An 18,548-nucleotide genomic window follows, 5' to 3' on the forward strand; every position below is an offset into this window, starting at 1 on the left:
AATCACCCCCCGCTGTAGCCGATGCCGGGGAAGCCCGGGTTCTGTGACATGGCAGCCATCGCGGCGATGTCGTCAGGGGTCCCGGCAGAGATCCCCGGGGCGCTCGAGGTGGGCGGAGGAGGCGGAGCGATCATCTCCTCTCGGCCGACTGGGCCGGCGGTGGCCAGAGCGGCGGTGACCGCGCCGCCTCGCACGTACAGGCGCTGCGCGTGCTGGAAGAAGCGCGAGCTGGGGAGCTCCAGCGGCTCGTCGACGCGGTGGAACACCGAGATGTCGTCGACGACGTCGTCGAGGCAGTCCAGGACCCAGAGGACCTCCTCGACCCGCGCTACGAGGGGTCCGGGGCCGCCATGACCTTCTGATAGTTCTCCGACGAGAAGAACACCGTGCCGATGTTGGAGAAGATGTCGGCGAGGTCCTCCGGCTCCACCTCCGGCGAGGCCTTCAGCGCGTTGAGGGGCTCCTCGCCGAGCAGCTCGACGCCCATCTTGAAGTTCGCGTTCGCCGTGCCGGCCTTCTGTGCGTCGAGCAGCCAGGACAGGACCAGCGCGGCCGACGGGTTCCGCGGGATCTGGTACGGCACGTCGTCCAGCTCGAACAGCGTCACCATCGCCACCGGGACGTCGCCGCGGCGGCCGCGCTTGCCGATGATGACCGGCCGGATCTCTCCCGGAGCGAGCTCCTGCTCGCCCAGGTCCTCACGGAGCGCCGCGAACTCCTCCTCGGAGATCGCGGTCGATGCCCCCGCGGTCGGCTTGGCGGCGCGCGGTGAGCGCTTGACCGCCGTCTTCTTGACCGTCGTCTTCTTCACGGCGGGGGTGCTCATGCCTGACGGTCCTCGACCCAGACGGCGTCGATCGAGTCGGACACGTAGTAGGCCTTGAAGGTCACCGGGATGAACTTCTGCTCCCCCCGCTTCCACGCCAGCGCGATGTTCTCCGTCGAGAGGCACCGGCGCGCAACGGCGTGCCGCATCCCCCCGCCGGGCTTCCGGCCGCGCAGCAGCACCGACGTGTAGTTGGGCCCGGTGTTCAGCAGCTTGCCGCTGATCGCCAGCGTGGGGCCGGGCGCGCCCTGGGTGCCGGTCGCGACCGTCACGGTGCCGCCGGTGAGGCCGGTCGGGGCCACGGTGACCTGGCCGACGTCGGTGCCCGCGTACGAGCCGCCGAAGGTCAGGGTGACCGCCGCGGGCAGCGGGCCGCCGGTGACCACGATGTCGCCGGCGTCGACGTTGGACAGCGACTCCAGAGCGGTCTGCACCGTGGCCGCCGACGCGTTGTAGGCGATCGCCCCGGTCGTCTGCCCGTTGACGGTGATCGCGATCGTCCCGGCCGTGGCCGACCCGAGGCTGATCGTCTGCACCTCGCTCGTGCCGACGGGGTTCGGCATGTTCAGCGCGGTCCGCAGGTTCGGCATCGTCTGCTCGGCGAAGGAGACGGTGATGTTCGTCATCTGCTCCGACAGCTCCGCGCCGGCGGCCATCGCGATCTGCTCGGCCACCAGGTCGACGTAGGTCTGGCCGATGGTGAGCGAAGCCTCCGCCCCGGTGGCGCCGACGTCCCGGAACGGGAACACGGGAAGGGCCAGCGCGTGCAGCGGCTCGGTGGCGCCGAACGGCCCGACGAAGACGTCGGCCGGACCGGCGAACAGGTTGGTGGCGGTGATGCCCATGGGTCAGCTCTCCTGGTTGCTGTTGGGGGTGTCGTCGGTGGTGCTCACCGGGGGAGCCCCGGGGTCCTGGTCGTCCTCGTCCTCGTCGTCGACGATCGGGTCGTCAGCGGGGTCGCCGACACCGATGACGACCGCAGGCGCGGTGGTGGGGACGGTGGCGGTGCCCTCGAGCTGCTCGACCACCTGACGGGTGGCGACGGCGAGGAGCGTGTCGGGCCTCTTGGCCCGGTTGGGGTTCTTCAGCAGGAGACCCATGCGATCGAGATCGAGGGCTTCCTCTTCGGAGACCTCCCGCTCGTTGAGCGGGTTGATGGTGTCGCGGACGGTGGGCATGGTCAGGCTCCTTGGGTCCAGGTGAAGGCGAGGTCGATGTCGACCCGCGCGAAGTCGGACTTTTCTTCCTCCACGCGCTCCGGTTCGGTGAGCGCGATGACGTCGTGCACCCGTGCCGGCGCGTAGTTGCCGAACGTCGACAGGTCGACGTCGACGCCCTGCAGCTGCCGGTCCCAGGTGGCCTCCAGCAGGCGGGCGGCGATCTGATCAGCGGTCAGCCACGCCGTCTCCTGCGGGTCTCCCTGGCCGCCGGGATTCGGTGCGACCCAGCACTCGACGAACACCACGGGATTCCGCATGGGCACTTCCAGGCCCGGGTCGCCGCCAAGCGCCCCACCGATGCGGATGAATCCGTCCGTGCGCAGCGCCTCGTCCACCGTGTCGGGCAGCTTCGTGTCGACCCGGACGCCGGACGCCAGCCGCAGCCACGCCGAGCAGACGAGCAGCGACGTCGGCCGGAACAGCGGCGAGCTCACGACGACCGGTACTTGTAGGCGGCCGGCCGCATGTAGGGCTTCGCCTTCGACCGGCGAGTGCCCTTCTCCACCCAGTACGGGTAGGCGGCGTGTTCCGGTGAGGACCGCGGGTTGGCGGCCGTCGACTCGATGATCGCGTGCGAGTCGGAGACCTCGGTGACGCTGATGCCGGAGCTGAGGCCCAGTGTCCGCCCCTTCTCCGCCAGCGTGCGGGCGTCGGAGGCGATCGCCTCCGCGATGCGGCGCATCGTCGGCTCGGTGTCGACCTGGTCGAGGGCGTCCTCGTGGACTACGACGCGCGCCATGAGCCCTCCCCGTCCCCGTGGATCGAAGGAGCGTCAGACATTCCGGATACGCGCGGGGACCCAGGAGCCGGACAGCATGATTCGCTCGGAGGCGGGCAGCACAGTCACGGTCATCGTGTCCGAGGTGGAGGCACCGCCGTTGTCGGTCGCCGTGTACTGGAACGTGAGCGTCGTCCCGGCCAGGGTCAGCGGGGCGGTGAAGGTCGCCGTCGCCGTCGCTGCGCCCGACAGCGTGACCGAGGGGGAACCCGCTGTCTGCGCCCACGCCCGGGTGACCACGGTCCCGTCGGTGTCGCCGTCGGTGCCGGTCAGGGTGACCGTCGCACCGGGCTCGACGTTGACCTGGTCGGCACCGGCCGAAGCGGTCGGCGGGGTGTTGCCTGCCGCTCCCTTGATGCTGACCAGGTACGCGGCCCCCGACTCCAGCCCCGCCGAGGAGTAGGTCACGGTCCGGGTGCCGGTCGCGCCGGCTGTCGGCCGTGACTCGGTGTGCAGCGACAGCGCCGTGGCGGGTGGGTTGGCCCCGGCGAGGATCTCGTACGCCTCGGTCATGGTGCCCGGGGGGATGGCGGTACGAGCTGCGCCCGACGTGGTGTTCAGCGCGACGTTGGCCAGCAGCAGCGTGTTCGCTGCCACGGTCGTCGTCTGCGGGATGGGGGTATTCCCCGCCTGCGACGCGACCCAGTTCCCGATCGAGTCCACGGGGGCGGCCAGGTCGGCACCGGTCATGCGAGAGATGCGCGCCGCTGCCCGGCCGTTGGCCGTCGTGAACGTCCACGACGCCGGCAGCAACCCCAGCGCGGTCGCGTCGGGCACCGGCAGCACGAAGATGCGGAGCACGCCGACGGTCTGCGCGGGTGACGCCGGGGACGGGACCGACGTCCAGCCCGAAGGCGTGGACGGCGCGGTCGTGTTCCGGGTGTAGACCTCGGCGTACAGCAGGTCACCGACGGCGGTGTTCGCGGGCTTGCTCACGACGATGGATGTCGTCGTGGCCGAGACGAACTCGGCGTAGTCGCCTGCCCCGGTGAGCAGGACGGGTACGGCCACTAGAGCGCCACCATCGAGTCGTCCACCGAGATCGACCCGGCACCGGAGTACCGGGGCAGGCCGTCGGACCCCGGCCAGTTGATACCGCGCATCGTGTTGCGCACCCGAGCGGTCGCGCCCGATGCGCAGTAGACGGTGGGCACGGTCTGGCGACGGGTGCTGCTGCCCGCGTCGGTCCACAGCCCGTCGATGAGCACCCGGGAGGTGCCGGCGACGTGGATGACCCCGGCGTCGTCCCGGCCGGTCGCCGACGGGTCGGCCATTGCGTAGGACGCCCAGCAGTCCCGCAGGGTGACGCCGTTCGCGCCCTCGATCCGGAACGCGGCGCCCGCCGAAGGGAGCCCGGAGTTCCGGCCCTCGGAGCGGACCCCATTGAAGACGAGCTGGCCGACGTTGCTGCCGGTCACGTGCACGCCGGTCCCCGGGTCGCCGGTGATGTAGATGGGCCCGACGTAGGTCTTCGAAAGGCTGGCGGCCTCGAACAGGTACTCGGTGGCCCGCTGCCCGTAGGTGGTCGGGCCGAAGTAGCTCATGTCGTACATGAGCCCGTCGGGCCACAGGATGTTGTCCGACCCGGAGATCCGGACCGGGTCCTCCATGAAGTTGTTGACGTGGCCGCCGCCGTTGGTGAAGCAGCCGAGCATCGGCAGCCGGATCAGCCACTTGAAGTTGTCGAACGAGCAGTTCTCGATGTGCGAGTAGGCGAGGATGCCCTGCGACCCGTTGGACGCCTGCTCCTGGAAGATCCCGGCCGTGTTGACGTTGGCCTCGAAGTCGATGTCCCGGAGGACGACGCCCTGGGTGCGGGCGCCGGCGCCGGGCTTCAGCGCGAAGACGCCGTTCGTGCCCCGGACCTGCATCTTCGACCCGTAGCCGAACTCGCTCTCGGTGCCGGTGCCGAGCAGCTTGAAGCCGTCGTAGAGCTGGAACGGCGTGGCGCCGGCGTCGTAGACGTCGGTGGTCGGCACGTAGAGGATCGCGGGCTTGAAGGTCTGCGCCGCCCCGTAGGTCATCGCCGCCCGAAGCTTGTCCGCCGGCGTGGCCCCGGCGAACGACGAGAGCAGCACTGTGTTCGGCCAGGCCGAGGCGACCGTCTCCGGGACGGGCAGGTTTCGGCTCCACTGACGCAGGGTCTCGGTGTAGTCGGCGACCTCGGAGTGAAGCGCCGCGTGCCCGGCCTGGCCGTCGACGATCGTGGTGTCGGAGAGCGGGACGCTCAGGTCGGCCATCAGACCGTCGTCGTCACGGTCGAGGCCACGACGTTGCTGCCGCCGCCGACTGCCGGTGACACCGGACGGTCTGGACGTCCCTTCGCCTTCAGGGCCAGGCCGATCAGCACGAAGACGGCCATCAGACGCCCACCACGAGATCCTTCGAGTAGGCGCCGTTGACAGCGGGGCTGGTGGCCGCCGCCGGGTCGGAGGAGCCGACGACCGTCTTCGTCCAGATCACCTTGATGTCGGTGCGCGAGGTCGGTCGGTTCGGCCAGGTCCCGGCCGGGTCGTTCTGGTCCACGTAGAGCGTCGACCCGGCGGGAAGGTCGGCGATCGGCGGCGTGTAGTTGCCCGCCTTCGCCTGCTGCGCGCCGGTGCCGATGGTGCGGATCGAGGCGGTGCCGGCGGCCTGGTCGGCGGTGACCCTGGCGTCCCCGGTCTGCACCGCGTTGACGATGCGGCTGTCGTTGCCCTGCGCCGCGGTGCCGGACGTCGTGCCGTAGGTGACCGCCAGGGTCCGGTCGACCGACAGATCGCCGCCGCCGGACAGGCCGGTGCCCGACACGACCTGCCGGGTCGGCAGGACCGCCGTGGACGCGATGGTGATCGTGTCCCCGGCGTCGTTGACCGTGATCGTGACGCCGGCGCCGGCGACCAGCGCGCCGCCGATCGTGTCCCGGACGATTTCCGGGTCGGTGGTCCCGCCCCCGCCGCCGGAGGAGTTGATCGTGAACGTGTTGGCCACGTCGTCGTACGTGGTGGTGACGTTCGTGCCTGCCACGATCAGCGCCGCGACGATGTCCTGCACCGTCTCGGTCAGGTCCGAGATCGTGGCCGCTGCCTGGGTGCCGGTGTGGTTGGCCCGGGCCTTCGCCGCGGTGTCGGCCACCGCCTGCGCCGTGGATACCGGCTTGCTCGCGTCGGAGGTGTTGTCGACGCTGCCGAGTCCGACGTGGGCCTTCGTGATGCCGGTGGGCGTGCCGGTGAAGGCCGGGCTGGCCAGCGGTGCCTTCAGGTTCAGCGCCGCCTGCTGCGCCGTCGACACCGGCTTCGCGGCGTCGGACGTGTTGTCGACCTGGTCGAGGCCGATCGTGGCGCGCGCGCCGAGAGCAGCGGTCGCGGCCAGCAGCGCCCGGCCCACCGAACCGGAGTCCGAGATGTCGACCGCGAGGTGAGTGTGCGGGCCCGGCGGGAACTGCTCGACGGCGGCGTGGACCAGCGAGTTGATGTCGTTGATCAGGTCCGCGAGCTGGCTGTCGAGGACCTCGGCGGGGGCGACCGGCTCGCCGATGAGGATCCCGAGCTCCGCGAGCAGCTCCATCTCCGCCCGCGTCACGTTGTACTGGACACCCGGGTTCAGGGTCGTCGACACGACGTAGAACTCGTCGACTGCCATCAGCTCGACTTCCTCAGCTGCGCCTGGAGCGCCTCAGCCCACGGCCCGGGCTCTCCGTCGACCTGATAGACGGGCCCGGACAGCTTCAGCGCCCCGTCGACCGTCTCCTCCGAGGTGATCGGCCACATGACGACATCGGCCGCGTCGAGACCCCCGACGGCCGCCACACCGGCGGGCGGGGCGAGCAGCGTCATGCCGGTCGTCATCGGCGCCGACCGGTCCTCGGGCTCGTCGTTGTCCAGCGACCGCGCCGTCGACGGTGTCACCAGGCACCAGCGCACCTTGGCGTCGACGACGTCGACGACCTGGGCGCCGATCGGGGTGCGGACGGGCTGCCCGTCGCCGTCGACGCGCGGGATCCGCTTCCGCAGCCCGATCGTGTGGTTACCGAGCTTCACGCGACGCACCAGACCTGGCGGACCGGGTCCCAGTACTTCGCCGGCAGCGCAGGGTCCGGCCAGGGCTGCGCCGGCGGGAACGAGCCCCGCGGGCCGCCGGTGGCCGCCCGGTAGGTGGCCCTGACCCCTGCTCGGATGGCATCCCGGCGCCGAGCCTGCGGCCAGGTCGCCGACGTCGGTCCGGAGGTCCGGGAAGCCAGTGACGTCGGGTTCTCCGCCACCAGGGCGACGAGCTCGAGCGCCGGCGACCAGAGGGCGTGCGTGTCGAGCAGCGGGTCCGGGAGCTCCGTGAGCCCGGAGTCCTCGCGGAGCCACCCGGCGACCAGCCGCATGGTGACGGCCAGCTGGTCGTCGGAGAAGTCCTCCTGAGGGACGAGGTCCCGGACGTCCTTCGCGGTGAGCAGTGACATCCGGGACCTCCTCCCGTCAGGCGGTCAGGCGCCGGCGCCGGGCTGGCCGCCCGGGTCGCCCGCCGGCCGCTGGTAGGACGCCATGAACTCGTCGTCCTTCAGCTCCTTGACCGTGATGGCCTCGGCCTGTTCCTCGGTCAGGTCACCCAGACCGCGGAACTGCAGCCAGATGGCCTTGTTCGCCGTCTGCGGCGGCCGCTCAGGCTCGGACTCCGAGTCGGCGACGACCCCCGTCGACGACAGCTCGTCCGCCCCCGCCGCGGCCGCATCCCGGTCCAGCGGGGTCGGCTGCGCGCCGGCGGGTGACGACGGGGCGGTCGCGGCGAGAGCATCCGCGAGGGCCGCCCGCTGCTCGTCGTCGAGGCTGGCGACGGCGGCCACCAGGTCGACCTCGCCGATCTCGCCGTCGAGGATCTCGTCGTCACCGACCAGGGCGCCGTCCAGTGGCGGCTTCACGTCGGCGGCCTCGTCGTCGTCGAAGAAGACGTCGAACCGCTCGCCGCGGGCGAGCTCGTCGCCGTCGATCGAGATCGTCTCGCCGCGCAGCGCCGTGCGGTAGACACCGTCTGAGTCGAGGTAGGTGAACACCGCGTGCTTGACCACGCGCTCCACGGCGGCCATCAGCCGGCCAGCCCGGTGAACTTCTTGATCGAGTACGGGTTGGTCACGCCCATGATCGGCATGACCGACGACTGCACCCACTGGCGCTTCGTCTTCGGCTCCCGCCACGTCTCCGTGGCGAGGCCCTGCTCGTAGTCGAGGAAGCCGACCTGGCCCCGGGCGACGGCGTAGGCCGTGCCCGCTGGCACCCGGTTGGAGGCGAACAGCTCGATGCTGTTGGAGCGCAGCAGCTCCCCGAGGTTCGCGCCGTAGACCGTGACGAGCGCCGCGTACTGCGTCGGGTTGACGAGCCACAGGTCGTAGACGACGCCGAGCTCGTCGACGTCGGCAGCCAGCTGGGCCTTGGCGAAGTCCGCCGCCGGCCACAGGCTGTTGTTCGACTGCGACGAGCCGCCGGTCACGACGGCGCCCCAGTTCACGCCGGTGATGACCCCGGCGCCGCCGAGCGCGGCGATCGCCGCCTCGAGCGTGATGATCGCCCGGGTATTGACCTTCCGGACGATGGTGTTCGCCAGGGCGGTGGTCTGGTTGTCGAAGTACACCTTGTCGTTGCGCCGGACCGCCTCGTCGGAGATCCAGAACTTGCCACCCCAGTCCTCGGACAGGGCCACCTGGGGCGCGGTCCGGGGGGCCCCGACGATCGGGTACTCGTCGCCGGGCATCCGGCGTTCGACGTCCCGGCTGGTGTAGAGCTGGTTCGACGTGGCCTGGTCGAAGATCACGGCGCCGGAGGCGACGGTGGTCCCGGACGAGGCGAAGATCCGGTCGACGATGAACTTCTGCAGCGTGAGGTCCGCGATCCGCTTCGTGATGCGGCCCGGCTGCTTCAGCGCGGTGTCGACCGTCAGGGTGTTGCCGGTGAGAACCGGCGCCCCGAGGGGGTAGGACACGGGTGCGGTCATGGTCTGGGCTCCTCGGGGCTCAGTAGAGGGAGATCTCGGCGTCCGCGCCGCTGGTGGCGGCGGTGACGGCGAAGCCGACGGCGACGCCGCTGGCCTTGACGATGGCTCGACCCGACGCGTCGGACTCGACGTCCTGACCGGCGGCCAGGTTCGCGGCGCAGTTGACGTAGGTGACCCGCGAGTTGCCTCGCATCACGCCGACCTTGCCGCCGGACGCGGCGTCGTACTTCGAGACGCCGAACGCCTTCGCGCCGGCCCCGGTGTGGGCGACGGTGATGTTGCCGCCGTTGTCCGCGGTCTGCCGGTTGCCGGTGATGGAAACGAACCGCTTGCCGGTGACGGCAGCCGAGGCGTGGCAGGTGAGGTCGACCCCCGGCTCGTAGACGCCGACGTTCTCGTTGGCCATGGGTCAGCCCTCCCGGCTGGTCGTGGTGGAGACGGCACCGAACCAGCCCAGGTCCTCCTGGGCGGCCGGCTGCTGGTCGTGGCCGAGCTCGGCCACCGGCACCAGGCCCTTGGCCAGGCTGGCGAGCTGCTGCTCGGCGACCTCGCCCTCGACCTGGAGCTTGTTCAGCCAAGCCGCCTTGGCGGCCGGCGTGGTGCGCCCCTCGCTGATGGCCGCGTTGACCATCTGCTCGCGGCGCTCCGCCTGCTGCTGCTCCCGCGCCGCGCGCCCCGAGGCCGCGTCGGTGCGCAGCTGCTCGAGCACACCGGAGTCGATGGCGACGGCGCCCTCGGGGAGCGCCGCGTTCGGCTCCTTGGCGGAGTCCTTCTTGATCTCTGCCACCGTGCTGACGATCTGGTCCTCGCTGGCATCCGCCGCGAGTCCGAGCGTCGTCCGCATGGTGGCGAGCTGCTCGTCCGTGAAAGGCACGGGCGTGCTCCTCTCCTTGTGCGTTGACCCGCTCGCGGACGCGGCGGGGGTCTGGGGGGAGGCGGCGTAGGACATCCGCTTCCCGTCGGGTGCCACGTGGAGGAGCCCCTCGGAGCTCATCTCGCGGCGGGCACCGGTCAGAGCGGTCACGAGCCGCCCCTGCACGACGAGGTCGGCGCCACCCGGCAGTCGCGGAGGAGGAGCCTCGGCGCGGCCGGCGTAGGCGAACAGCTTGCGTACCGTCTCGGTGTGCCGGTCGGCAGACGCCAGCTGGTCCCACATGTCCCAGAAGCTCGGCGTCGAGCTGCCGGGGACGACCTGCTCGCCGGATGCTCGGCCGTTGTCCTCGGCCGTGGCGATGCGGTCGGCCAGCTTCGCGGCCACGGCTTCCTCGCCCGTGTACCAGGTCTCTTCGACCATGACCCCGCGCCATTCCGCTGAGGTCCCGCCGGCCTTCGCCGCGTACGCAGAGGCGTACGCGTTGCTCGTCGAGTCGAGCATCTCGGCGGCCTTGCGCATCTCCGACGCCGGGCCGAACGCGTAGCCCGAAGCGTCGTGGATCATCATCTGCGAGCCGATGCCCATCACGACCTCGTCGCCGGCCATCGCGATCACCGAGGCCGCGGAGGCGGCCATCCCATCGACCCAGACCGTGACCTCGGCCCGGTGCTGGCGGAGCACGTTGGCGATCGCGACGCCGTCCATGGCGTTGCCGCCGGGGCTGTTCAGGTGCAGGTCGATGTGGTCGACGTCCAGCGCAGCCACGTCGCGAACGAAGCTCGTGGCCGTGGTGCCTGACCAGCCACCGATCGCGTCGAAGATGTAGACGTCGGCGGTCTTCCGCTCGCTGTTCTCGCCCCCGGACTGGTCACCGACGACCTCTGCGCGGGCTGGGCCGATGTGGAACCACTCGCGGGGCTGCTCGACCGGCAGGTCCGCCAGGGCGGGCATTCGGGGATCACGGGTCACTGGTCGCCTCCAGAGGCGGGGTTGGGCTGCGGGATGACGTAGTCCTTCGCCGGAAGGCCCAGGAGGTCACGCAGCCAGGAATCCAGACCGGGCGACGCCTTCAGGGCGCCCGTCGCCAAGAGGTCCTTGACGGCTGCCACGACAGCGGCGCTGTCCCGGCCGATGGGCTCGAAGACGACCCGCGGTGCCGGCTCGTCGACGCCGAAGTTCAGGTCGACCATGTCCTCGACGACGTGCTGCGTGGTGGTGTCGGCGAAGGTCTGCGCCAGCGAGTTGAGGGAGCCGAAGAAGGTGCCGGCCTGCACCGACGCGAGGGCGTAGGAGCCGCCCTGCGCGTTCAGGTTGAGGAAGTGCGCGAGGACCGAGCGGCCGATCTGCTCGTCGTGGTAGCGAACCGCCTTCTCCGCGTCGGGCAGTGTTCCCTTCACGCCGAGCAACTCGAGCTTCGCCGAGAAGGGGATGCCGGCGCCGGAGTTGTCCCCCGACCGCACGGACTTGGCGACCCCCTCGCCCTTGTCGAGGTCGTCGGGCGGCACCGTCACGAGGTTCGGATCGCCGCCGGTGTAGACCGGCAGACCCATCCCGTTCCGGTCGATCGTCTGCGCCCACGTGCGCAGCAGACGGTCCTTGATCAGCCAGTGCTTGTAGGCGGCCCGCAGCAGCGACGTGCCGAGCCAGTTGGCGCCCTCACGGTCGAGGACGTAGGCGACCAGCCGGGTCACGTCGAGGATCGGGCCCTTGCCGTCGACGGCGATCAGTCCGGCCGGCGGGTGCTGCTCGATCGACTTCAGGCCGCCGTCCATGGCGACGTTGATCTTCGAGATCGTGCGTGGCCACCGCGGCGCCAGCTTCCGCAGGTGCATGAAACCGTCGGCGCCCAGCGGCCGGTACACCTGCTCGAAGTACATGTGCCCGAACACCGTCATCAGCAGGGCGTTCTGCAGATGCTCCGACCAGGAGAACCGATCCCGGGTCCGCGCCGGCGGGGTGTCGTCGTCCTGGCCCTTGATCCGCAGGCCCAGGTCGTCGGCGACGAACTGGACGACCTCGTCGCGGGCGCCGGCCGGGTCCAGCCGCCACTCCGTCTGCCGCACCGGCAGCGTCACCGCGCGAAGCACCGACTGCACCTGCGCGTCCTGCCGGCGCATCCGGTCGAACACCTCGATCGACAACGGCCACTGCAGCTCGGGCGTCTCCTCGACGTTGACTGACCACCACGACGCCTCGTCCTGCGGCGACGAGTAGCCGACCTCCGTCGACGGCGAGCTCCGCCGGGGGCGGCCACCGGGTGACCGGAGCGGGATGGGTTCAGCCACGCGACACCACCCCTCTCTCAGAAGCCGACGGTCGACAGGTCACCGACACCGACGGACGCGAGTTCCGCTGTATCGGCCTTGATCACTCGGGCGGTCGGCAAGGTCTGCTTCACCGGCTGCGCCGCGACGGTCAGCAGCCCGTGCCGGGCCAGGGACAGCGACACCACCTGGCTGATGCCGGCGCCGCCCGCGCGCCGGTCGAAGTACCGGACGTCCCCGGACTGCCGCCAGGTCGCCGACTCCACGGCCGCGTCCGTCTCCGGCATCGGCACGCCCGGCAGGCGCAGCTCGTCGGCCTCGATGTCGCGCACCAGGCCCTCGTCGGCCTGCGACCGCTCGATCGACGTCAGCACCTGCGGGTCGAAGCCCTCAGCGCGGATGTCCGGAAGCAGCGACCCGCCCTTGCCGCGGCTGTCGATCACCAGCGTCGCGGGGTCGACCTTCGCGATGATCTTCTTCAGGACGGCGACCGCGGCCGAGGACGGCCCCGACCAGATCTCCTCGCCGTGCTTGCGGCCGTCCGTCCGCCACCCGCAGACAGAGATCGTGGCCACCCTCCGAAGCGACACCTCGATGCCCAACGCGAGCGGCCCCACCGGCGCCGACAGCGGATCCCGCCGGGCCTTCCATACCTCGAAGTCGAACGCGGACTCGCCGGCCTCGTTCGGATCCGGATCCGGCCAGTAGTCCGGGGCCGCCAGACCTTCGACGAGGAACCCACGGTCCCCGGACTCCGTGCGGTCCGCCTGCAGCGTGCCGACGTCGAACAGGTAGCCCAGGGACGGATTCCCCTGCTGCCACAGCGCGACCGTCTCCGGCGGCGGCTCGAGCTCGGGATCGGGCAACCGAGGATCGCCGAGCAGCTTCCGCCCCTCGGCCTCCGCGGCCGCCGTGAGGTCCTCGAGCGACGGGACGCTGAACTCGATCCACGTCACACCCCGGGCGCCCGACAGGGCACGCTTCCGCAGGCGTGCGAAAACGACCCCGTTGTGGTGCGTCTCCTCATCAGGCGGCGTCGACACGTAGATCGTTTGTGCCCGCCGGCCCGTCCGGATCGCCGCCGTCCGGAGCGTGTACCGCAGAGCCGACAGCTCCGAGTCGGTGACGTCCAGCGCCTCGTCGACGATCAGCATGTCGGCCCACAGACCACGACCTGCAGAGTTCGACCGGGTGAAGAACAGGATCTGCGACCCGTCCTTCAGGTTGATCGACCGGCTCACGTTGCCGTAGCCGATCCCGCCGGCGTGGGGCTCCCCGTTGCCCTTCAGCCGCGACTTCAGGTCCGGGTGGCTCAGGAAAATCTTCGCAACCCGCTCGTGAGCGTCCGCCGCGGTCTTCCACGTGTGCGCCGTCCAGAGGATCCGCTTCTCGCGGAACTGCGGCAGCGTGACGCCGGCGACCACGCGCACCTCGAGCACGCCGCCCTTGCCGTTCTGCCGGCTCACCACCTCGCCGACCGCGCTCGCCGCGAACTGGTCCTGCGCGTCCGTCGCGCAGATGTCGAGGACCGACCCCTCCTGCCAGGGGATCAGGTCGATGACGTTCGGACCGAGGCGGTCAACCAGCCGCAGGGCGGCGTCGCCCAAACGGTCGCACGTTGCCGTCGCCGACACGATCCGGATCCGCGGCTCCTGCAGCCCCACCGGAAAGCTCGTCGGCTGCCTCGTCAACCGCGTCCCCCTTCGACGGCTCCGACAGTCCGCGGAACGTCTGCAGCTGGATCCGCAGCTCGCGAGCGAGCGCCGCCTTGTCCCGCGCGGCCGTCGTCCGGTCCTGCGTCTGCGCCAGGTCGACCGCGATCGCCGCGATCGAGGACGCCGGACCCACCGACGTCGCCGTCCAGCCAGCGGCCTTCAACTCGGCCTTGATCCGCCGCTCGACCGGCCCGGCGCGGTGCCGGACCGCGGGCTTTCGCGGCGTCATCGAACGCCCCATGCATGACCATGCAGAGCGGGGAAGCCGCTGGTGAATGGCCATACAGCCGTCGCCCGGCGGCCCCCGGCCTTGGTGGCAACCGGGCCAGAGAGAAAAATCCTGACTGCTGCGCGGGGGTCAGGATGATCATGTGCTGGATATTTCAAGATCATCCGTGGTGGCACGCCGTCATCCACCTCCGTGCATGGCCATCCACCGGCCTGCGTTCGTCATGCACTTCCGTGCATGGTCAGACGGTCGCGGCCTGCCTGATGCCGAGCGCAGCCCAGCCGGGGAAGTCCTCGACGTCGTCGTCGCGGTCGAAGCGTTCGAACCAGGTGCGGATGGATGCGAGGCCCGCGTGCTTGTCTGCTCGGTTGCGGTGGGCGACGCGGTGTCCGAGCTCGGCCTGGTCGAGCAGCAGCAGGTAGATGTGGGTGGCGCCGGTGAGGGCGGCTGCCTTGGCGCGTGCGCTGCTGGTGGCGCCGGCTCGTATGACGACGGCCCGTGCGTGTGGGTCGGCGGCGAGCTGGGCGAGGGCGGTGGTGAACTGGGTCTCGGTGGTCCACTGCGGGTCGTCGCGGTCGTAGACGGTGAGGCCGGAGACGCGGGCGGCGGTGGTCTTCCCTGCGCCGGCTGGGCCGCAGAGCAGGACGACGAGGCGATCGCCAGCACCTGGCCGGCCATCTCCGGGTGTCGGGGTGGTCGGCACGTCGAACCAGTTGTCGGTCCACCACTCGGGGCGGGTGAAGGGGACGGCGTCGGTGGTGCGTGTGCCGTCGCCTCGGCTGCGGTTGCAGGTGGCGAGGAGGAGGCGGTCGCCTCGGGTTCCGCCTTGGGAGCGGGCGAGTGTGTGGTCGAGCTCGAGCGGCATGCCGTCGGGGTTGCGTGCCGCGTCTCGGTACATGGGGAGGCCTTCGCCGTGTGGTCGGCAGAGGCAGGCGGGTCCGCAGTCGTTGAGGTCGAGGCAGGGGCAGGGGTCGCCGTCCTTGTGGCGGGCGAGGGTGCGGCGCTTGTCCTGCTGGTGTTGCCAGCCGAGGCCTCGTTCGGTGGTGCTCTTGCGCGCCGGCATCAGGCCTCGGCCATGAGGGCGGCGACGTCGGCCAGGTCCTGGAGGACTGCCTCGAGCTCGGCGTAGGTCCAGGGCTGGCAGCAGGCGCAGGGGCCGCCGTGGCGGACGAGGCCGAGGCTGCCGGTGGCCGTGTCCTCGAAGAGGGTGAGGTGCCGGCCGACGGGGTGGCGGTGGCAGTTGCAGTTGTCGGCGCAGAGGCCGAGGCCCCAGCCGCTGACGGTGACGGTCGTGCCGTCGTCGCGGATCTGGCCGATCTGGAAGATGGAGGGGCGGCGGCCGCGGGTCACGGTGTGGGGCCGATGCGGGCGTCGGGCGCGTACCGCTCGGGGTGGACCAGCTGGTCGCGTTCGTCGAGGAGCTCGTCGAGGTGTGCGTCGGTGGAGCGGATGTCGGCTTCGTACTGCTCGACGTCGGCGAGGGCGCGGAGCATGTCGGCGTCGCGGCGGTCGCGGGCGGCGACCTTGACGGAGCGGGCGGCGGTGAAGCGCCGGAGCTCGGCTTCGATGGCGGCGAGATCGCGGGCTGGGGTGGGCATGGCGACCTCCCCTCGCGATGAAGTGCTACGCGGCGAGCTCGGCTGGGGTGAGTGGCTGCTCCCGCAGCGAGTTGATGTGCGCGATCAGCGCGGCGCTCGGGTGGAACCACTCGCGGCGATGAGCGTGGTCGAGACGGAACTGCCGGTGTCGTTCGGCTTCTAGTTCGCGGTGCTCGCCGATCTCGGTGGCGAGCAGCACAGCGTTCGGCGGGTATGCCCGGAGCCGGCTAGCGATGTCGACGGTCTGCCCGATCTTGATGAGTTGGCCGACGCGGATGTAGAACACGGTGACCGGCTCGTTGACCGGCTGCAGCGTGCGCCGGGCGGCGTCGCGGTGTTCGACGTCGGCGACTCGGTCGAGCAGCTCGGAGGTGATGGGGACGCCGATGCGCTGGAGGTAGCTGCAGCGAGCAGCGACGCGGGCCTTGATGGGGCCCGGCAGGTCGGACTCGACGATGCCGTCCCAGGGCTGCGGTTCACGCTGGGGCGCTTCTGCGGGGAGCGTGAAGGAGGCCGCGGTGCCGTTGGCGACGAAGGTCGCGCCGAAGTCCACGGCGGTGATGATGGGCGAGCCTGCCGACAGTTTCCGGGTATGCGGTCGCCCCGCGGATTGGTATACACGACCTGTGGTTGAGGGCGCAACTCCCTGTCGAAGAGCGGCCATCCGCGTGTTGCGCTGCTCGTCGTACCAGCGGACGACCTCGGCGAGGTCGTAGCGGCCGTCGACGGGGGTGATGTGGCCGCGTCGGCGCCATGCCCAGATGGTTCGGAGTTGGACGTCGAAGAGGACAGCGAGTTGCTCGGCTGTACGCCAGACCGGATCGCTCATGGCCTGACGAACGCCCAGCCGACGGCGTCGCCCGGTGGGACGGTCAGCGCGTGCAGATGAGCGGCCCGAGCCCCCTGGTCGGCGAACAGCTGCGGCTGCGCTTCCGCCTTCGACATCCAATCTTCGAGCTCGTCGCGGAACGTGTCCCGCTCGTCGGGTGTGAGGTCGGCCCACCCGTCGGGGAGGACGGCGTCGCCGTCGCGCTGCACGGCTTCCCAGGCCAGGCCCTCGGGGTTGCCGCTCACGGGTAGCTCACGACCTCAGGGCGGTCGAGGTCGGCCGCGACCGCCTCTACCCGCCGCCGGCGCTGGCTGGCGCGGGAGGTGACGGCCTGCCTCGGGATCACCCAGGTGTCGCCGACCTTGACCGCGTCGAGCTGGCCGGCGTTGACCAGCTGCAGCGCACGCTGCCGGGAGATCCCGAGCTCGTCGGCGGTCTGGGTCACCGACAGCAGTTCGGGGACCGTGGTCGCGTTGATGCGCTGATGGAAGGCGTCGGTGGGCAGCACCTCGAGCGCGTAGACCTGGTGGCCGGTGGCCAGGACGATCGACAGCGCGGTGATGGTGGCCTGCCGCAGGTTGTCCGCTGGCACGGTGAGGATCAGTTCGACGCGGCCGCCGTGGACCGCGCGTGCGACGACGCCGGCGTAGGGCTCGACGACGTCCATGAGGACGTCGACGGCGGCCTCGTCGTAGTCGCGCGAGTCGAGCTCGATCCGCGCGTTGTAGTCGGTCATCGGTGGGACCTCCCTGGTGTTCTGGGTCGGAGAGCGGGGAACATGGAACCGGGTCCCGGGACCGGGGACGATTCGCGCGTCCCCGGCCCCGGTTCTCCGCTAGCTGTCGGGCCAGCGGAACCCGGCGCGCCGTAGCGGCGCCAGGGCGTTGTCCAGACCGGTACCGGCCTTGAAGCGCATCGGGAACGTCGCGATCCAGTCCCCGTCACGGTCCACCACTTGCAGGCGACCGTTCTTGGTCTCGATCACGTCGAACCCTTGCGCTTCGAGGGCCTTGACGATCTGGCGAACGACCTTGTCCATGTTCACCCCCTCTCCTTCCTGTCCGGCTCGCTGCCGGACAAGAAGAAGCATACCGTACTACTTGTCCGCAGACAAGTCCCCCGAACGGTGTCCGGGCAGCCAGTGGACGACGCCGACGGCGGTCATGACGCGGTGTCCTCTCGTCGCTGCTGGTCGAGGACTGCAGTGAGCCGGTCGCCGTGGCCGGCGGACGGGCCGGCCGGGAACGCGGGCGGTGGGGGTGGGCCGGGCGCGGCCGGGGGCAGCTCGTCGAGGCGCTGCCGCTCGAGGATCAGCGACAACAGGGCGAGCTCGTGTCTCTCCCACCGATGCTCGACGGGGTGCAGCTCGCAGACGATCGCCCGCGGCCGGTCCGGGGCGTCGTCCTCGTAACCGCTGGAGTGCTTGGGTTCCGCCGGCCAGAGCGTGCCGCCGCACTCGACCCCGTCGACGAGCCGGTAGCAGTGACCGGAGAGGGGCGGGTCCTCCTGGTTGCGGTTCGCGCGGAGCAGCTGACCGCGGAGGTCGGCGAGCTGGCGGCGGAGCTCGTCGACCCAGTCCTGGCGGGCGATCCAGTCCAAGTGGTCGGTGAGGATCTTCCGTTCGCTGCTGATGGTGGGCGGGATCGGGATGGGCCGGATCCAGCGGGCGGCCTTGCAGCTGCTGCACGCGCAGCCGTCGACGGGCTTCGGCATCCCGGGGACGCGGTCGACGACGTTGCGGATGGGCATCTTGAGGAGCCGCTCGTCCCGAACCCGCTGCGCCAGGCCGTGGAGGACGTTGAGGACGGCGACGAGCTGCTCGGCGTGGGCCTCGTGCTCGTCGCGGTCGGCGAGGATGTGCAGGCAGGAGGGGTGGGTGTCCTGTCGGGGGCAGCCGGCCCAGTGCATTGCGCGGCGCCAGTCGAGCGGCGGGCACGTGCAGCGGCGGCCGGCGAGTGTGGGGCACCGGCTGCAGACCGGGCCGGTGTGCCGGTAGCCGTGGGCGGTGGACCGCTGGTCGGTGAAGACGATCGCGTCGAGGACGGCGGGGGAGCGCTGGGAGGCGAGCGCGCCTCCGCCGGCGCGGTCGTAGCGGCTGGACGTGGGTGGCGCCGGGTCGAGGTCGGCCGATTCCCGTTCGATGTCGTGCAGCCAGGTGTTGAGCTCCTGCCGGTGGTGGTCGCACAGTTGCCCGTAGGTGGCCGGGTGCGGGCGGCGGCCGACGATGCAGAGAGGGGCGGGGTCGGGCACGTCGGCGGCTCCG

Annotated in this window: 27 protein-coding genes; all 27 read right to left on the minus strand. The window is 71.0% G+C overall.

Translation table 11 applies throughout. The features are described from left to right. Window positions 1-2: 2 nt before the first annotated feature. Complete coding sequence (locus E4P38_RS02805) at window positions 3-266, minus strand: hypothetical protein (protein WP_135130212.1); 264 nt, start codon at window positions 264-266, stop codon at window positions 3-5. 62 nt (window positions 267-328) lie between these two features. Next, complete coding sequence (locus E4P38_RS02810) at window positions 329-826, minus strand: hypothetical protein (RefSeq protein ID WP_135130213.1); 498 nt, start codon at window positions 824-826, stop codon at window positions 329-331. Next, window positions 823-1,671: a hypothetical protein gene (locus E4P38_RS02815; protein ID WP_135130214.1), complete on the minus strand. Its 849-nt coding sequence runs from the start codon at window positions 1,669-1,671 to the stop codon at window positions 823-825. The genes E4P38_RS02810 and E4P38_RS02815 overlap by 4 nt, the downstream gene beginning before the upstream one ends. Before the next feature lie 3 nt (window positions 1,672-1,674). Continuing rightward, entirely contained in the window at window positions 1,675-2,004 is a 330-nt protein-coding gene (locus E4P38_RS02820; protein ID WP_135130215.1) for a hypothetical protein, read from the minus strand. A gap of 2 nt (window positions 2,005-2,006) precedes the next feature. Further along, on the minus strand, window positions 2,007-2,480 hold the full coding sequence (locus E4P38_RS02825) for a hypothetical protein (RefSeq protein WP_135130216.1): 474 nt from the start codon (window positions 2,478-2,480) through the stop codon (window positions 2,007-2,009). Further along, complete coding sequence (locus E4P38_RS02830) at window positions 2,477-2,785, minus strand: hypothetical protein (protein WP_135130217.1); 309 nt, start codon at window positions 2,783-2,785, stop codon at window positions 2,477-2,479. Before E4P38_RS02830 ends, E4P38_RS02825 begins: the two co-directional genes overlap by 4 nt. 33 nt (window positions 2,786-2,818) lie before the next feature. After that, the gene (locus E4P38_RS02835; protein ID WP_135130218.1) at window positions 2,819-3,835 is read right to left on the minus strand and encodes a hypothetical protein; all 1,017 of its coding nucleotides are present in this window, start codon (window positions 3,833-3,835) and stop codon (window positions 2,819-2,821) included. Further along, the gene (locus E4P38_RS02840) at window positions 3,835-5,064 is read right to left on the minus strand and encodes a hypothetical protein (RefSeq protein ID WP_135130219.1); all 1,230 of its coding nucleotides are present in this window, start codon (window positions 5,062-5,064) and stop codon (window positions 3,835-3,837) included. The genes E4P38_RS02835 and E4P38_RS02840 overlap by 1 nt, the downstream gene beginning before the upstream one ends. Continuing rightward, window positions 5,064-5,186 (minus strand): hypothetical protein, encoded by a 123-nt coding sequence (locus tag E4P38_RS23735; RefSeq protein ID WP_280791039.1) that lies wholly within the window; start codon window positions 5,184-5,186, stop codon window positions 5,064-5,066. Before E4P38_RS23735 ends, E4P38_RS02840 begins: the two co-directional genes overlap by 1 nt. Further along, the gene (locus tag E4P38_RS02845; RefSeq protein WP_135130220.1) at window positions 5,186-6,445 is read right to left on the minus strand and encodes a hypothetical protein; all 1,260 of its coding nucleotides are present in this window, start codon (window positions 6,443-6,445) and stop codon (window positions 5,186-5,188) included. The genes E4P38_RS23735 and E4P38_RS02845 overlap by 1 nt, the downstream gene beginning before the upstream one ends. After that, window positions 6,445-6,843 carry a hypothetical protein gene (locus E4P38_RS02850; protein WP_135130221.1) on the minus strand — a complete coding sequence of 133 codons (399 nt, stop codon included), beginning with the start codon at window positions 6,841-6,843 and terminating at the stop codon, window positions 6,445-6,447. The genes E4P38_RS02845 and E4P38_RS02850 overlap by 1 nt, the downstream gene beginning before the upstream one ends. After that, entirely contained in the window at window positions 6,840-7,253 is a 414-nt protein-coding gene (locus E4P38_RS02855; RefSeq protein WP_135130222.1) for a hypothetical protein, read from the minus strand. Before E4P38_RS02855 ends, E4P38_RS02850 begins: the two co-directional genes overlap by 4 nt. A gap of 24 nt (window positions 7,254-7,277) precedes the next feature. Further along, window positions 7,278-7,874, minus strand: a complete 597-nt coding sequence (locus tag E4P38_RS02860) for a hypothetical protein (RefSeq protein WP_135130223.1) — start codon at window positions 7,872-7,874, stop codon at window positions 7,278-7,280. Further along, window positions 7,874-8,776, minus strand: a complete 903-nt coding sequence (locus tag E4P38_RS02865; protein ID WP_135130224.1) for a major capsid protein — start codon at window positions 8,774-8,776, stop codon at window positions 7,874-7,876. Before E4P38_RS02865 ends, E4P38_RS02860 begins: the two co-directional genes overlap by 1 nt. A gap of 19 nt (window positions 8,777-8,795) precedes the next feature. Further along, window positions 8,796-9,182, minus strand: coding sequence for a capsid cement protein (locus tag E4P38_RS02870; protein WP_135130225.1), 387 nt, complete (start codon window positions 9,180-9,182; stop codon window positions 8,796-8,798). A 3-nt stretch (window positions 9,183-9,185) separates the two neighbouring features. Next, window positions 9,186-10,601 (minus strand): head maturation protease, ClpP-related, encoded by a 1,416-nt coding sequence (locus tag E4P38_RS02875; RefSeq protein WP_135130226.1) that lies wholly within the window; start codon window positions 10,599-10,601, stop codon window positions 9,186-9,188. Window positions 10,602-10,615: 14 nt separating this feature from the next. Further along, window positions 10,616-11,935: a hypothetical protein gene (locus E4P38_RS02880; RefSeq protein ID WP_209308907.1), complete on the minus strand. Its 1,320-nt coding sequence runs from the start codon at window positions 11,933-11,935 to the stop codon at window positions 10,616-10,618. 17 nt (window positions 11,936-11,952) lie between these two features. Further along, window positions 11,953-13,521: a hypothetical protein gene (locus E4P38_RS02885; RefSeq protein WP_135130227.1), complete on the minus strand. Its 1,569-nt coding sequence runs from the start codon at window positions 13,519-13,521 to the stop codon at window positions 11,953-11,955. After that, complete coding sequence (locus E4P38_RS02890) at window positions 13,493-13,858, minus strand: hypothetical protein (RefSeq protein ID WP_135130228.1); 366 nt, start codon at window positions 13,856-13,858, stop codon at window positions 13,493-13,495. Before E4P38_RS02890 ends, E4P38_RS02885 begins: the two co-directional genes overlap by 29 nt. 241 nt (window positions 13,859-14,099) lie before the next feature. Further along, window positions 14,100-14,921: a hypothetical protein gene (locus tag E4P38_RS02895; protein WP_135130229.1), complete on the minus strand. Its 822-nt coding sequence runs from the start codon at window positions 14,919-14,921 to the stop codon at window positions 14,100-14,102. Continuing rightward, on the minus strand, window positions 14,921-15,208 hold the full coding sequence (locus tag E4P38_RS02900) for a hypothetical protein (RefSeq protein WP_135130230.1): 288 nt from the start codon (window positions 15,206-15,208) through the stop codon (window positions 14,921-14,923). The genes E4P38_RS02895 and E4P38_RS02900 overlap by 1 nt, the downstream gene beginning before the upstream one ends. Beyond that, a complete protein-coding gene (locus tag E4P38_RS22760) occupies window positions 15,205-15,456 on the minus strand; it encodes a hypothetical protein (protein WP_167760427.1) in 252 nt (83 codons plus the stop codon). Before E4P38_RS22760 ends, E4P38_RS02900 begins: the two co-directional genes overlap by 4 nt. A gap of 25 nt (window positions 15,457-15,481) precedes the next feature. Further along, window positions 15,482-16,285: a GIY-YIG nuclease family protein gene (locus E4P38_RS02910; RefSeq protein WP_135130231.1), complete on the minus strand. Its 804-nt coding sequence runs from the start codon at window positions 16,283-16,285 to the stop codon at window positions 15,482-15,484. Next, window positions 16,282-16,530 carry a hypothetical protein gene (locus E4P38_RS02915; RefSeq protein WP_135130232.1) on the minus strand — a complete coding sequence of 83 codons (249 nt, stop codon included), beginning with the start codon at window positions 16,528-16,530 and terminating at the stop codon, window positions 16,282-16,284. The genes E4P38_RS02910 and E4P38_RS02915 overlap by 4 nt, the downstream gene beginning before the upstream one ends. Next, complete coding sequence (locus E4P38_RS02920; RefSeq protein ID WP_135130233.1) at window positions 16,527-17,021, minus strand: helix-turn-helix domain-containing protein; 495 nt, start codon at window positions 17,019-17,021, stop codon at window positions 16,527-16,529. Before E4P38_RS02920 ends, E4P38_RS02915 begins: the two co-directional genes overlap by 4 nt. A gap of 99 nt (window positions 17,022-17,120) precedes the next feature. Beyond that, window positions 17,121-17,330 (minus strand): hypothetical protein, encoded by a 210-nt coding sequence (locus E4P38_RS02925; RefSeq protein WP_135130234.1) that lies wholly within the window; start codon window positions 17,328-17,330, stop codon window positions 17,121-17,123. Window positions 17,331-17,446: 116 nt separating this feature from the next. Beyond that, complete coding sequence (locus E4P38_RS02930; RefSeq protein WP_135130235.1) at window positions 17,447-18,535, minus strand: hypothetical protein; 1,089 nt, start codon at window positions 18,533-18,535, stop codon at window positions 17,447-17,449. Window positions 18,536-18,548 lie beyond the last annotated feature (13 nt).

Origin of the sequence: Blastococcus sp. CT_GayMR16 (genome assembly GCF_004570875.1) — a bacterium.
Lineage (GTDB): Bacteria > Actinomycetota > Actinomycetes > Mycobacteriales > Geodermatophilaceae > Blastococcus_B.